Source organism: Mycobacterium sp. TH-M82 (genome assembly GCF_057473605.1).
On sequence record NZ_JBYCKY010000020.1, the window covers coordinates 1 to 13,476 of the forward strand.

General features: G+C 65.0%; 13 protein-coding genes, 1 tRNA gene and 4 pseudogenes. 10 read left to right on the forward strand and 8 right to left on the reverse strand.

Features of this window, described 5'->3' with window-relative positions; genetic code table 11:
• A partial coding sequence (locus AC2VON_RS00605) for a hypothetical protein (RefSeq protein ID WP_486951211.1) occupies positions 1-216 on the reverse strand: 216 nt, incomplete at its 3' end.
• A 76-nt stretch (positions 217-292) separates the two neighbouring features.
• Between AC2VON_RS00605 and AC2VON_RS00610 the strand changes: the two are divergent.
• Positions 293-409: pseudogene (locus AC2VON_RS00610) on the forward strand (carboxymuconolactone decarboxylase family protein); the annotation flags it as partial.
• Between the two features lie 50 nt (positions 410-459).
• Positions 460-533: transfer RNA gene (locus tag AC2VON_RS00615), tRNA-Ile, on the forward strand.
• A 365-nt stretch (positions 534-898) separates the two neighbouring features.
• Here the strand turns inward: AC2VON_RS00615 and AC2VON_RS00620 are convergent.
• A complete protein-coding gene (locus AC2VON_RS00620) occupies positions 899-1,774 on the reverse strand; it encodes an integrase catalytic domain-containing protein (protein ID WP_486951222.1) in 876 nt (291 codons plus the stop codon).
• Positions 1,751-2,035: pseudogene (locus AC2VON_RS00625) on the reverse strand (integrase catalytic domain-containing protein); the annotation flags it as partial. The gene AC2VON_RS00620 and the pseudogene AC2VON_RS00625, both read right to left, overlap by 24 nt.
• Before the next feature lie 661 nt (positions 2,036-2,696).
• On the opposite strand from AC2VON_RS00625, the gene AC2VON_RS00630 reads away from it, so the two are divergent.
• Entirely contained in the window at positions 2,697-3,017 is a 321-nt protein-coding gene (locus AC2VON_RS00630) for a PIN domain-containing protein (protein WP_486951212.1), read from the forward strand.
• Positions 3,018-3,120: 103 nt separating this feature from the next.
• Here the strand turns inward: AC2VON_RS00630 and AC2VON_RS00635 are convergent.
• From AC2VON_RS00635 to AC2VON_RS00645, 3 genes and pseudogenes are all read right to left on the reverse strand, one after another.
• Positions 3,121-3,373: pseudogene (locus AC2VON_RS00635) on the reverse strand (IS1380 family transposase); the annotation flags it as partial.
• Between the two features lie 70 nt (positions 3,374-3,443).
• Positions 3,444-3,836, reverse strand: a complete 393-nt coding sequence (locus AC2VON_RS00640; protein WP_486951213.1) for a hypothetical protein — start codon at positions 3,834-3,836, stop codon at positions 3,444-3,446.
• Between the two features lie 81 nt (positions 3,837-3,917).
• Positions 3,918-4,052 (reverse strand): annotated as a pseudogene (locus AC2VON_RS00645) (type II toxin-antitoxin system VapC family toxin); the annotation flags it as partial.
• Between the two features lie 232 nt (positions 4,053-4,284).
• Here AC2VON_RS00645 and AC2VON_RS00650 point away from each other — a divergent pair.
• Positions 4,285-4,521, forward strand: a complete 237-nt coding sequence (locus tag AC2VON_RS00650) for a type II toxin-antitoxin system antitoxin MazE7 (RefSeq protein WP_486951214.1) — start codon at positions 4,285-4,287, stop codon at positions 4,519-4,521.
• Complete coding sequence (locus tag AC2VON_RS00655; RefSeq protein ID WP_486951215.1) at positions 4,514-4,888, forward strand: type II toxin-antitoxin system PemK/MazF family toxin; 375 nt, start codon at positions 4,514-4,516, stop codon at positions 4,886-4,888. Before AC2VON_RS00650 ends, AC2VON_RS00655 begins: the two co-directional genes overlap by 8 nt.
• A gap of 30 nt (positions 4,889-4,918) precedes the next feature.
• Here AC2VON_RS00655 and AC2VON_RS00660 read toward each other — a convergent pair whose 3' ends face one another.
• Positions 4,919-6,034, reverse strand: a complete 1,116-nt coding sequence (locus tag AC2VON_RS00660) for a glycoside hydrolase 5 family protein (RefSeq protein WP_486951216.1) — start codon at positions 6,032-6,034, stop codon at positions 4,919-4,921.
• A gap of 153 nt (positions 6,035-6,187) precedes the next feature.
• Between AC2VON_RS00660 and AC2VON_RS00665 the strand changes: the two genes are divergently transcribed.
• The 3 genes from AC2VON_RS00665 (at position 6,188) to AC2VON_RS00675 (ending at position 10,110) form a co-directional block, all read left to right on the forward strand.
• Positions 6,188-6,691 (forward strand): SDR family NAD(P)-dependent oxidoreductase, encoded by a 504-nt coding sequence (locus tag AC2VON_RS00665; protein WP_486951217.1) that lies wholly within the window; start codon positions 6,188-6,190, stop codon positions 6,689-6,691.
• A gap of 61 nt (positions 6,692-6,752) precedes the next feature.
• The gene (gene htpG, locus AC2VON_RS00670; RefSeq protein WP_486951218.1) at positions 6,753-8,783 is read left to right on the forward strand and encodes a molecular chaperone HtpG; all 2,031 of its coding nucleotides are present in this window, start codon (positions 6,753-6,755) and stop codon (positions 8,781-8,783) included.
• A gap of 175 nt (positions 8,784-8,958) precedes the next feature.
• Positions 8,959-10,110 carry an amino acid deaminase/aldolase gene (locus AC2VON_RS00675; protein ID WP_486951223.1) on the forward strand — a complete coding sequence of 384 codons (1,152 nt, stop codon included), beginning with the start codon at positions 8,959-8,961 and terminating at the stop codon, positions 10,108-10,110.
• Positions 10,111-10,171: 61 nt separating this feature from the next.
• Here AC2VON_RS00675 and AC2VON_RS00680 read toward each other — a convergent pair whose 3' ends face one another.
• Positions 10,172-11,266, reverse strand: a complete 1,095-nt coding sequence (locus tag AC2VON_RS00680; protein WP_486951219.1) for an AraC family transcriptional regulator — start codon at positions 11,264-11,266, stop codon at positions 10,172-10,174.
• An 85-nt stretch (positions 11,267-11,351) separates the two neighbouring features.
• Here AC2VON_RS00680 and AC2VON_RS00685 point away from each other — a divergent pair, with 85 nt between their 5' ends.
• Complete coding sequence (locus AC2VON_RS00685) at positions 11,352-12,689, forward strand: flavin-containing monooxygenase (RefSeq protein WP_486951220.1); 1,338 nt, start codon at positions 11,352-11,354, stop codon at positions 12,687-12,689.
• Positions 12,686-13,468 (forward strand): SDR family NAD(P)-dependent oxidoreductase, encoded by a 783-nt coding sequence (locus AC2VON_RS00690; RefSeq protein WP_486951221.1) that lies wholly within the window; start codon positions 12,686-12,688, stop codon positions 13,466-13,468. The genes AC2VON_RS00685 and AC2VON_RS00690 overlap by 4 nt, the downstream gene beginning before the upstream one ends.
• The last annotated feature ends 8 nt before the right edge of the window (positions 13,469-13,476 follow it).

Genomic DNA, 13,476 nt, shown 5'->3' on the forward strand with positions numbered 1-13,476 from the left:
CTTAAGCACCGCCGCCCTGTCTTCCTCGCCGACGGCCGGCTGGTGCGCCAGCCGCGCGGCGACCCGATCCAATGCGGCGCGCCGGCGAAGGTGGACAGCCTGCGCGTGCATCGCCTCGAGCAGGTATGCCTGCAGGGAGACGCCGCGTGTCACAGCCGCTGACCGGATCTGGTCAAGGTCGTCGGCTGGAACATCACGGATAAGAACATTCGGCATGAACAGATGCTATCAATATTGATAGCATCGTTGCAAACGGATGTTCGTCTGTGGGCGGGCCAGGGCCCGATGACACGTCATGCGAAACGCCGGCAACAAGATCGCGGTCACGTTGGCCGCCGACGGCCCGCGGGTGCAGCACGGCACCGAGCGGTACCGGGTCGGCGCCGATGGTCAGACGGTGTTCGGCTGACCGGCACCTATCCTGGCATGGCACGATGGTGGCGCGTCGTCGACGACCCGGGGGCGGTAGCTCAGTTGGTTAGAGCCGCGGACTCATAATCCGTTGGTCGCGGGTTCGAGCCCCGCCCGCCCCACAAAACAGCAGGTGAGAGGCAGTGCGCCAGACGTTCAGTCGGAGTGCGACCTTGAGAATTGACGTTTAATCGACGTTTATTGCACGTGGTCGAGCGCCTCGCCAACCTCCGGATGCGTCTTCCCGCGGTACAGGTAGTGCCGCATCGTGGTGGTCATGTCGCTGTGACGGAGAACGTCGGCGGCTACCCGGGGGTCGGCGGTGGCGTCGGTGATGAGGTCGCTCAGGGTTTTCCGGCTCTTCCGACTTGGTAGGGGTCTGGTGTGACCGATTCGAATCAAGCCGTCGTGCGAGGTGCCTCACGTAAAAGTGAGCGCGAAGCGGTGGCTGGTGCCTCACGCATGGTGAGCGCGTGGGGGGCTTGCACTACTTCGCCTTGGCCAATCGGTTGATTGACGGCTGTAATGCTTCCAGGTCGATGTGGCGGGCCGCGGCGAGGGCTTCGGTCTTGGTCTTGGCCAGGTCGAGCAGCTGCATTTGGATGGCGTTGATCTGACGGGTCAAATCGGCCGGGTTGACACTCTCGATTCGAGCGGCGACGTCCGAAAGTTGTTGGCCATCAAGGATCTCCGCTGCCTGTAGCCGCTGCCACGGGGTGGCCGGCTTGTCGTAGACGCGCTTGCGGCGACCGGCCCCGGTGGTGGTGTAGCCGACGGCCTTTTTCGTCGGGGTGAAAAAGTTCAGCCGCAGCGACACCAGCTGCCACAGCTGGTTGAGCAGCTCCAGCTCTTCTGGGGCGTCGTAGCGCCAGTAGAAGGCGTGTTTGCGCACCACATGGTTGTTCTTTGACTCCACGTGGGCCTGGTCGTTCTTCTGGTACGGCCGTGAGCGGGTCTGTTCGATGTCGCGGGCCTGCAGCCACGCGGCGACATCGTGGTTGATGAACTCAGACCCGGAGTCGGAGTCAAAGATCACCATCGGGAACGGGAAACGCTCCTGGCACTCCTCGATGCCTTCGGTGATCCACTTGGAGGCGTTGTTGCGGATCGAGGTGTTCTCGGTCCAGCCGATCACCACATCGGTCATCGTCAGTGTGCGGGCGAACTCACCGATCAGACTCGGCCCGCAATGCGCCACGGTGTCGGCCTCGATCACCCCCGGAACCTCGGGCGCCTCATCCGAGCAGGTACGAATCTTGATCGAATTACGCAGCAGTGGTGATGGTTTCGTTGTCGAGATGCCCTTGATGCGCATCGCATCTCGGGCGGGTTTGAGGTAGCGGTCCACAGTGGCCGCGCTCATCGCGTTCAGCTCGGCCAGTGCCTGCTCGGTGGCGAACGGCTTGTCGAGATCACCGGCGGCGGCCAAAAGCGGCAGCCACAGATCGCGCATGACCACCAGGTACTTGCCGCACGGCATCCCCATCAACGCCCATACGTGCTCCAAAAGCGCCCTTGCGTCGTCGCTGAAGCCGCGCGGTCGCAACGTGCGCCCGTCGAGCTGCTCGGCCGGATCCGGCAGCCGCGGGCCGGTCAGCATCCGCCGGGCCGTCGAGCGACCCATCCCGGTGGTCGCCACCACCCGATCCAGAATCTCGCCCTTAACCGCCTTCGACGCCTTGCGGTACTGACCTCGCAGTTTGTTCGTGACCTGCCGCCTCGCGGCCATATCGACCTTGCCTTCCAACATCAGGCAAGCCTTCCGCGCTACGCGCTCAAAATAGCTGAGGCACCACCACCGGCCACGCGCTCAAAGTAGGTGAGGCACGCCGTCGTGTTGACACAGCGTTCTGTCGGCCCTTAGCCTGAGGGCCTAGTTCCCTGCCGTCCTCCGGGACTGGCAGGGCTTTTTCGTTTTTCGGGAGCCGCACTCAATGGTGAACGCGCTTCGGACCTGCGTAGTCCTGGACTACCAGAATATGCACCTGACAGCGCATGGCCTTTACGACTCGACCCGCTATGGGCCAAAACACGATTGTCTGCTGGACCCGATTACGTTTGCGGTCAATCTCGTTAACACCCGCAATTCACGCCAACGGCCCGGCTACCCACCCGCAGAGATTGTCTCGGTCCTTGTTTACCGCGGGCTGCCTTCATCGAAGCGTGAACCCGATGCATACGCTCGAAGTCTTGCCCAAAAGGCCCAATGGGAACGCGACCGGAGAGTGCGTGTCCATCTGCGTCCGCTGTACTACCGATATCGGTATGACAGCCAAGGTGGTCGAGTGCTCGACCAGGACGGCAACCCGATCGTTGAAGAGGTCCGGGAGAAGGGCGTCGACGTGCTCTGCGCGCTGACCGTGGTGCGGGAAGCAGCGTCACCGGAGAATGATCTAGTGATTTTAGCGTCACACGACACAGACCTGGAGCCCGCGCTAGACGAGGCACTGCGGCGAGGAAGCGCGCGCGTCGAGACCTGCCAATGGTTTCGCCCAGGTGGGGAATGGCACACAAAACAGCTGCGGCCCGCCGATCGGCAGGTGTGGAATACGCGTATCGGCGAAAGCGAGTTTCAACGAAGCTGGGACTTAACCGACTACTCGTAGTCGACCTGGCCCCTTTCCACCGGCCCAGCGTGGCCGGTCTCGTGCGCCCCGCGTCGGCGCGGGCGATACTACCGGGCGACCGGCTCTCCGGGGTACTCGCGTGCCATGCGCTATTGGCGGAGAAAGAGTGAAACGATAGGTTGCGCAGGCCGCTGGCCTTGGCTTGGCTGAAGCGGTCCTCGACGCGGGCATGTTGGCGATGGCGCAGTTCGAGTCGGGGGAGCTGACCGGGGATAAGCGCCATCAGTTGGGGGTGTCGGTGACAAACCCGGTGATGCGGTGTCCGTCGGAGTCGGTGAAACGCAGTTGTGCGCCGGGGTGGGGCGTTCCTTGCGCAGGATTAGCCTTGGATTAGCCTGGTTCCTGCATCCAGACGCGCTTGTCCCCGGCCTAAAGGCCGAGGTTTGCGCGCTACGTTCTTACTGGTCAGACCGCGCCGTCGCATCCGCCCGGTGGTGCCGGCCGCGTGCCCGCGCCGTCGTGGACGACGCACTGCTTGGTCAGCGCCATCCATCCGCCGGGGTTCTCGACGGTGGCGGCGCCGTGCTGGGTGACGCGCCAGTACGAGCCGTCAGGGTAGGGTTCGCCGTCGCAGTAGCCCTCCGACATCAGCGAGCCCGTACGACCGCCATCGCAGTGACCGCGCATCGGGTCGGGCATATGCGCGTCGCAGTAGCCGGGGTTGGAAAACATCATGTTGTTGGGGCAGTACGTGTTGTCCGGGTCCGCAACGGCGACGCCGGAGACATCGGCACCCGACAGCGCGGTGGCGGCCGCGACCGCAACTGCCAGCACCGCTGCACTGGGGCGGGGTCTCATAGCGGGCACCTTAACATCGCGAACATCGCGGCTCTGTCGAATTCATCGGCTTCGCAGGCACTGGAGGTCCAGCTGGGTCTAACGCGGCATGCGGCCGGGCACATACGAGGCCGGCGCTTCGGGCAGTGCCAGCTTGCCGAGCTGATACTTGATCGCGATCTCCCAGGCGCTGGCAGCCGGGAAGAACAGGACGTTGCGGACATCTCCAACGATGGCGAGCTTGGCGACGGGTTCACAGCCGCGCGCAATCTCAACCCCTTGGCCGCTGTCGACCAGGCGCAGCAGCTCCGATAGGCGTGTCTTCGCCTCATGGACACCAATACGGATGGCGGTCGACTTAGTCATGGACTTGGTTTAATCGGATGTTCGATCCGTCCACGCGGCTGACCTTCGAGGTCATGTCGTTCCGCTGAGCTGCGGTCCGCGTCTACGGGCTAAGCTACTCATTATGTCTACACAAACGACGACGATCCGGGTCTCCGTCCAGACTCGCGATCGCCTCGCAGCCCAGGCTCGTGAACGTGGCATCTCCATCGCCGGTCTGCTTAGGGAACTGGCCTCCCGCACCGAACGCGAGGCGATCTTCCGCTCGGAACGCGACGCCACCCGCGCGGAGGCGGCGGTGCAAGCCGTGCGCGAGGAGAACCGCGACTGGGACACCACCGTCGGCGACGGAATTGCCTGAACCGCGGCGAGGCGACCTCTGGCTGGTCGCCCTCGGTGCCGCCCGGGCCGGCGAGCCCGGTAAACATCGCCCCGCCATCGTCGTTTCGGTCGATGAGCTACTCGCCGGCGTCGATGACGAACTTGTCGTGGTGGTACCGGTGTCGGGCTCGGCCTCCGGCAGTGCCTTGCGGCCCCGTGTCTCACCCACCGAGGGCGTCGACGTCGACAGCGTCGCCGTCTGCCGGGGTGTCCGCGCTGTTGCTCGCACCCGCTTGTTGAAACAGTTGGGGGCTCTAACGCCGGAAACAATGCGTCAAATCGAGCGTGCGCTCGAGCTGATCCTGGGTATCGAGAGCGCCTTGAGGCCCGTCCGACGGCCAGAGTAGGCCGGCTCGGCCGGTTCAACCCGCGAACCGTTACGCGCTTCCCAAACCGCTGATCGTCAGCAGCTCGCTGTCCCGGTACGCCCGGCCGCTGGGATGCATCAGGTCGTGGAACCACAGTTTCGGGGCCGTGGTGTATGGGGAATCCCAGGAGTCCCACGGTAGGTGTGTCTGGGTCTTTCCGGCCACGAATCCCCAGTTGTATGCACCGACATTGTGGCGCCTCATAATCGGCAGCACTCCGTCGATGGTGTTGCCGCGGGTGCGCGCCATGTACTCGGTGCACAGCAGCGGCCGGCCCAGCGAGGCAAGCTCGTTGATCCGGGCTGCGAAGGTGGCCGGTTGATCGTAGGAGTGGAACGTGATCACGTCGGAGTTTGCCAGTTGCGTGTCGACGATCCCGCTGTCGGTCCGGGAACCCTCCCAGACACCGCTTGTCAACGGCTGACGCACATCGACTGACCGCGCCCAGCGGAACACCTGGGGGAGCAGATCGGCGACCCGGTCCAGCTTGTCGGTCCGCTCGACGTCGTGGTACTCGCGCGCGAGGTTGTCGGGCTCGTTCCACAGATCCCAGCCCAGCACGCGGTTGTCGTAACGGAATTGGGTCATCACCCCGGTGACGTAGTTCTGCAGGGTGGTGCGATAGCGGTTGTCGTCGATGTGTTCGGCGCCCGGGCTCTGCACCCACCGGGAGTTGTGGATCCCGGGCCGGGGCGGGCGCTGCCGGCCCGGTCGTGGAAACGGGTCCCAGCAGGAGTCGAAGAGGACGAACACCGGCTTGATGCGATGGCGTGCCGCGATGGCGACGAACTGGGCCAGCCGGTACTGGAAGCCCTCGGAGTCCTGAGCCCACAGCAGATCGTGCAGGAATACCCGCACCGAGTTGAGACCGGCGGCTCGGGCCCAGCCAAGCTCGACATCGATGCGTGCCGGGTCGAAGGTGCTGGCCTGGAACATCTCCAGCTGGTTGACGGCGTTGGAGGTGATGTAGTTGGCGCCGACCGGCCAATCCTGCGCTTGATACCAGCGGTTGGCCCGATCGGCTGACCATCGGTGCGAGTCGGCGGCGGCGGCGCGGGGTATCTGGGTCAGCACACCCGCTGCCGCCATCAGCAGCGGCAGTTTCACCACCGTACGACGCCGCACGGAAGTGACGATACGTCCCCTGACGACATTTTCGTGGCTTTCCGGGGCAGGACACGGCAACCAATGGCGGTCACCCGAGTCGGGCCAGGCCGTCGACCACCGAGCGTGCCGACCGTTGCGGCACCCACAGGCGGTCTGCCTATCATCTGGCTTGTGTCGAAACACCTACCGGACCGTCTCAAGGACAAGGTCGTCGTCATCACCGGCGCGGGCAGCGGATTCGGCAAGCTGATCGCCCAGAAGTGCGCGGCGGGCGGCGCCAGGATCGTCGGTGTCGACATCGACTCGGCGAACCTCAACGCAGTTTTCGACGGACTCCGCGACAGCGGTTTCACCGTCACCTCCCAGGTCGCCGACGTCTACGACCAGATGATCAAACAGGGCCGCGGCCAGGTCGTGAACATCTCCTCGATCTACGGCAACGCCGGAGTCGAAGGCTCCGGTGTCTACAGTTCGACCAAGGCCGCGGTCACGGTGCTCTCGGACTCGTTGCGGACCGAGGCGAAGGGAAAGATCAAAGTGACCACCGTCAAGCCGACCGGTGCCTTCGGCACCAACCTCGCCAGCGGCGTTGTCAACGAAACCGCAATCATGGGCCTGGTCGGCCAGCGCGGCGACATCACCGTCCGGGCCAGCGGCGAAGACTACATCTACTGACCCACCACCTAGATTCGAATGAGACGGCTTTGCCGGTACGGCAGGAATGAAAGGGAATGAGATGAGCACGGGTGTCGAGCAGTTGGAGTTTCAGGCGGAGGCTCGCCAGCTGCTGGATTTGATGGTCCACTCCGTCTACTCCAATAAGGACGCGTTTCTGCGGGAGCTGATCTCCAACGCCTCCGACGCGCTGGACAAGCTGCGGCTGGAGGCGTTCCGGAACAAGGACCTCGATGTCGACACCTCCGATCTGCACATCGAGATCGAGGTGGACAAGGATGACCGCACGCTGACCATTCGCGACAACGGCATCGGTATGACGCGCGCGGAGGTGGTGGATTTGATCGGCACTCTGGCCAAATCGGGCACCGCCGAGTTGCGCCAGCAGTTGCAGGAGGCCCAAAACGCCAAGCGCGCCAGGAGCACCAAGACCGCCAACACCGCCAAGCGCGCCAGGAGCACCAAGACCGCCAACACCGCCAAAAATACCGCTGCGCCCGAGGAGCTGATCGGGCAGTTCGGCATCGGCTTCTACTCGGTCTTCATGGTCGCCGACAAGGTCGAGCTGCTGACCCGTAGGGCCGGCGAGAGCGAGTCCACCAGATGGCAGTCGAGCGGCGAGGGCACCTACACGATCGAATCGGTCGGGCCGGATCAGCCTGTCCCGTACGGAACCTCGGTCACCCTGCACCTCAAGCCCGAAGACACCGAGGACGAACTGCACGACTACACCACCGAGTGGACGATCAGGAACCTGGTCAAGAAGTACTCCGACTTCATCGCCTGGCCCATTCGGATGCAGGTCGAGCGGCGTACCCCGCCGGCAGAAGAAGGCGGCGAAGAAGTCGTCACTACCGGAACCGAGACCCTCAACTCGATGAAGGCACTGTGGGCCAGGCCGAAAGACGAGGTTTCTGAACAAGAGTACAGCGAATTCTATAAGCACGTCGCACACGCTTGGGACGACCCGCTCGAGGTCATCTCGATGAAGGCCGAGGGCACCTTCGAGTACCAGGCGCTGCTGTTCATCCCGTCGCACGCCCCGTTCGACCTGTTCAGCCGCGACGCACAGGCCGGGATCCAGCTGTATGTCAAACGGGTGTTCATCATGGGCGACTGCGACCAGCTCATGCCCGAGTACCTGCGCTTCATCAAGGGTGTGGTCGACGCACAGGACATGTCGCTCAACGTGTCCCGCGAGATGCTGCAGCAGGACCGGCAGGTCGGGGCGATCCGGCGCCGGCTGGCCAAAAAGGTGCTCTCCACCATCAAGGAGCTGCAGTCGCACCGGCCCGAGGACTACCGCACCTTCTGGACCCAGTTCGGCAGCGTCGTCAAAGAGGGCCTGTTCTCGGACTTCGACAACCGGGAGGCGCTGCTGGACGTCTGCTCGTTCGCCTCGACGCACGGCGACGATGAACCCGTCACCCTTGCCGAGTACGTCGAACGCATGAAAGAGGGCCAGGAAAAGATCTTCTACGCCACCGGCGAGACCCGCGAGCAACTGCTGAAGTCACCACATCTGGAGGCGTTCAAGGCCAAGGGCTATGAGGTGCTGCTGCTCACCGACCCGGTCGACGAGATCTGGGTGGGGGCCGTGACCGAGTTCGACGGCAAACCGCTGCAGTCGGTGGCCAAGGGCGAGGTGGACCTCGACTCCGACGAGGAGAAGACGGCGCACAAGACCGAGCGCGAGGAGCAGCAGAAGGAATTCGCCGATCTGCTGGCCTGGCTGGCCGAGACACTGAGCGATCACGTCAAGGAGGTGCGGCTGTCCACTCGCCTGACCGAGTCACCGGCCTGCTTGATCACCGACGCCTTCGGTATCACACCGGCGCTGGCGCGGATTTACCGGGCATCGGGGCAGCAGGTCCCGGTCGGCAAACGGATCCTCGAACTCAACCCGGATCATCCGCTCGTCACCGGCCTGCGCCAAGCGCACCAGGCGGCCGGTGACGACGCTGCGCGTAAGGAGATCGCTGAGACAGCGGAATTGCTATATGGCACAGCGCTTCTCGCCGAAGGTGGTGCTCTGGAGGATCCGGCGAGGTTCGCAGAGCTGCTGGCACACCGGTTGGCCCGCACGGTATAGGCGCAACGTGTAAACGGTTTGACGCCTGGTCAGGTCACTGCCAGCCACCAGATCAGCAGAACTACCAGAGCAGCCAGCGATGCGGTGAGGCTGTCGTGAAGCCGGGCCGGGCAGTTTCGCCACAGCTGCTTGACCTGTTACCACCGCGCGAGCGCGTGCGTTCCGGAGCTAATGTATCCGCGTGACTGATCTGGACGTGCTCACCCGGGCCACCGCTGGGCTGGACCCGCCGCTGGCCGCGCTCGACCTGGCAGCAATGCGCGAGAACGCAGCCGATCTGGTGCGCCGTGCCGGCGGTAAGCCGGTACGCGTTGCCAGCAAGTCGGTTCGCTGCCGCTGGGTGCTCGATCAAGCGCTCGGCACCTCGGGCTTCGCCGGGGTGATGGCTTATTCGCTGCGCGAGGCAATCTGGCTCGCCGGAAACGGTATTTCCGATGTGCTCGTAGGCTATCCGAGCGCCGACCGCACCGCACTGGCTGAACTCGGTGCCGACGAGGCGCTGCAAGACGTGATCACGTTGATGGTGGACGACCCGGCCCAGCTCGCATTCATTCGTTCTGCTGCCGGGCCTGCACCGCTGCGGGTCTGCCTCGATGTCGACGCCTCGTTACGAATCGGGCCGCTGTATATAGGGGTGCACCGGTCACCGGTCCGCACCCCGGCGTCGGCGAAGGCATTGGCGGAGGTCATGCTGGCACAAGGCTTTCGTGTTGTCGGCGTGATGTTCTACGAAGCGCAGATCGCCGGCCTGCAGGACACCTCCTTGGCGGTGCGGCTGATGAAGAAGGCATCTGCTGCTGAACTCGCACGGCGACGCTCTTCCGTCGTCGGGGCGCTGGAAAACACCGTGGGCCCATTGCAGATCGTCAACTCCGGCGGCACTGGCAGCCTCGAGATCAGCTCGGCCGATCGGTCGGTGACCGAGGTGACCGCCGGTTCAGGGCTGTACACGCCCGGTATCTTCGATCGCTACGACGCCTTCACGCCACGGCCGGCGCTGTTTTTCGCGCTGCCGGTCGTTCGCAAGCCGACGTCGAAAATCGCGACCCTGTTCGGAGGTGGATACATCGCCTCCGGGCCAGCGGGACCAACGCGGCTGCCCAAGCTCGCAACGCCTGGACTGACACTGCTCGGCAGCGAAGGCGCGGGGGAGGTGCAGACACCCGTCACCGGAGCCGCCGCACTGCGCATCGGCGACCGGGTCTGGCTACGCCACGCCAAGGCCGGCGAGCTGCTCGAACGCTTCAACACCGTGCACGTCGTCGAGGAGAACCGCATCGTCGCGTCCCCGCCGTCCTACCGTGGTGAGGGCCGGACTTTCGGCTGATGAGTAGCGGGTTGGCAGCGCATGCGATAGCCATTCCGACAAGGGACAGGGCCCTATCCTCTCAGCCGAGGGGCTGGTGGAGCTGTTGAGATGCCGGTGCCCGGTGAGGTCGCTGAGGCATCGAGGGAGCGGCGCAGTCGCCGCCCCAGTGTCGCTGCGTGCTGGGCGCCTTGCCGGTCCAGCGGATGTAGGCGCGACGAAACTCCCGGGCGTCGCTGTACCCGACGGCACGGGCGACAGCATGGATCGGGGAGCTGGTTTCGCGGAGCAGCAGGGTGGCGTGATCGCACCGAACGCGGTCGCGGATGTCGCTGTAGCGGTGCCCGGCGGCCGCGAGTTTGCGGTGCAGGCTGCGTTCGGTCAGGTGGAGGTGGTCGGCGACCTCGACCATCGTCAGTGGCCGGCGCAGGTCACCCTGGAGCACGGCTTCGACCGCGGCGACGATGTCGGCGCGCGAACCGACCGGGTCGGCCAGTCTTTTGGCCGCGTCGAGCGCGACAGCGAGGTGGGCAGCGCTGTGGGTGCGAATGCGCCGTGTCAGGAACTCGGCAGGCACCGACATCCGGTTCGCTTCGGCGTCGAACGCGATGGAGCAACGGAAGAACCGTTGATACTCGCCAAAGTACGCCGGTTCGGGGTAGGTCAATTCGACCATGGCGGGCACGACATGGTCACCGAGGATGGCACGGATGAGCAACAGCGTGCTGCAGAGGGCCTCCTCGCACAGGAATTCGCGCAGCTCGGGCTCGGGTGCCCGTTCGGTGAACTCAAACGCGTACAGGTCGCCGTCTCGCCGGCCGCTGACGTTCATCAGGCTGCCGGCGGCCTGATGCCAGCGCAGTCCGAGTTCGACTGCCTGCGCACCAGTCTCGCATGCGCGCAGGGCGAAACCAAGGATGCCGAACGTCATGAGTAGGTCGCGGTTGCCGACCCGCATGCCGACCGGGCCCGGTGGCAGATCCCGTAATGCGCGCCGGAGAATCAGAGCGATCTGCCGGAACGACGCTCGCGAGTCGGGCAGGGTCAGCCAGGCAGCCGTCAGGCCGGTACCGTCGAACCAGGCCGTGGTGTCGATGCCGCGCCGGTCGGCGATCTCCACGACGCCGGCGAGCACCGAGGGCGGGATGACCGCCTGCTGCAGCGGATCGCCGTTCACAACACCCCAATTCTGTCTGGTTTGCCCCCCATGTTAGCTGCCGCAACCCTGGTGACTAGCGTCTTCGTTCGGTCTCATGGAGCGGGTGAGGGTTTGCATCGTCGGGGCCGGGCCTGCCGGGCTGTCGACGGCCCGGGCCTTGCGCCGGCTGGGCATCGACTACGACCAGTTCGAGCGGCACACTGACGTCGGCGGGATCTGGGACCTCGACAACGCCGGGACGCCGATGTACGAGTCGGCGCATTTCATCTCGTCGCGCACCATGTCCGGGTTCTTCGACTTTCCCATGCCCGAGTCGTTCCCCGACTACCCGGGCAACCGCCAGATCCTGGATTACACCAGGAGCTTCGCCGACCGTTACGGGCTGCGTGAGCGCATCCGGTTCGGGTGCGCGGTCACCGGCATAGCAGCCGAAGCCGACGACTCCGGGTGGCTGGTGCGCACGGCGAACGGCGACCAGCAGCGATATGACGCCGTTGTGTGCGCGAGCGGTGTCACCTGGGCGCCGCGCCTGCCGGACCACCCCGGCGTATTCGACGGTGAGATCCGTCATTCGGTCAGCTATCGCAGTGCAACCGAGTTCCGCGGCAAGCGCGTGCTGATCGTCGGGCTCGGCAACTCCGCTGCCGACATCGCTTGCGATGCAGCGGCTTCTGCCGATGCGACGTTCGTGAGCGTGCGTCGTGGGTACTACGTCATCCCCAAGCACCTCTTCGGTCTCCCGGCCGATGTGTGGGCGGAGACCGGTCCCAGCATGCCGCTGGTGCTTGAGCGGCCGGTGTTCAAAGCACTGCTGCGGCTGGTGCAGGGTGATCTCACCAGGTTCGGCCTGCCCAAACCCGATCACCGACTCTTCGAGTCGCACCCGTTGGTCAACAGCCAGCTTGTGTACCACCTGCAGCACGGCGACGTGGCGATCCGCCCGGACGTGGACCGTTTCGACGGCGACTGTGTCGTCTTCACCGACGGCAGCCGCGAACCGATCGACCTGGTGCTGTATGCCACCGGCTACGACTGGGCGCTGCCGTATCTGCCGGAGAAGTATTTCGACTGGATCGGTGGCCGTCCGCGCACGTACCTCACCGCGTTCAACCCGGCCCACCGCAACCTGTTCACCGCGGGCTTTGTCGAGACCAACTCCGGTGTTTACGCCCTGCTCGACCAGATCACGAACGTGCTGGCCCAGTACCTGGATGACCAGCAGCACCGGCCATCGCGTGCGGCAAAGTTCGACGCGATGATCGCCACCGACCGGCCCGACCTGTCCGGCGGCATCGGATTCATCGACACCGACCGGCACCGCGCCTACGTCGATGTTCGGACGTTCCGCAGATACCTCACCCGGGTGTGTCGACGGATGGGCTGGACCGATCTCGAGCCCGGCATGTTCGAAGCGGTGCACCAGCGGGTGGTGCACCAGTGAGCCCGACGGCGGTCGTCACCGGTGCCGGCGGCGCGATCGGTGCGGCCGTCACCAGCCGGCTCACCGGATGCGGCTATCGGGTCGTCGCCGTCGACGTCTCCGAGGTGGGCCTAGACGCGTTGGGCGACTCTGTCACCACGCACGTGTGCGATCTCGCCGACCCGGCCGCCATCGCCCGGCTCGCTGACGTAGTCACCGAGTGCGACCTGCTGGTGCACACCGCGGGCGTCGTGGTCACCACCCCGTTCGAACGCGCCGAGACAACCGAATTCGACCACGAGATCGCGGTCAACCTGCTCGCCCCGGTCCGGCTGACCCGAGCGTTGTTCCCCGCGCTGCAGCGTTCGGGCGGGCAGATAGTCGCGGTGGTCTCGCTCGCGTCGATGCTGCCCATAGCCGAAAGCCCCGGCTACACCGCGTCGAAATTCGGGCTACGCGGCTTCCTGCTCAGCCTGGGCACGCGGGCTCCGGCCACCGGTGTACGGGTCAGCATCGTCAACCCCGGCGGTGTCGACACACCGATGCTGCGACACGAAGCCGCCACCGGTGGTTCGGCTCTGAACTTTCTCGGCACGCCACTCGAACCGGCTGCCGTCGCCGACGCGGTCGTGGGCTGCATCGGCCGCAAACGTCTGGAAGTCAACCTCCCGCGCAGCGACGGGTGGATGATCAAAGCGGCGATGCTCGTCCCCGGTCTGGCGGTGCGCCTGCTACCGAGAATCGCTCGGCTCGGGCGTGCCAACCTCGATCGGTACCGTCGTCGCTATCACCTCGAATGAGTATGGGC

Coding starts and splice junctions, on each gene's coding strand:
- AC2VON_RS00620 (WP_486951222.1), bottom strand. CDS start 1,774: ATGAGCGCGGCCACTGTGGACCGCTACCTCAAACCCGCCCGAGATGCG.
- AC2VON_RS00640 (WP_486951213.1), bottom strand. CDS start 3,836: ATGAGACCCCGCCCCAGTGCAGCGGTGCTGGCAGTTGCGGTCGCGGCC.
- AC2VON_RS00650 (WP_486951214.1), top strand. CDS start 4,285: ATGTCTACACAAACGACGACGATCCGGGTCTCCGTCCAGACTCGCGAT.
- htpG (WP_486951218.1), top strand. CDS start 6,753: ATGAGCACGGGTGTCGAGCAGTTGGAGTTTCAGGCGGAGGCTCGCCAG.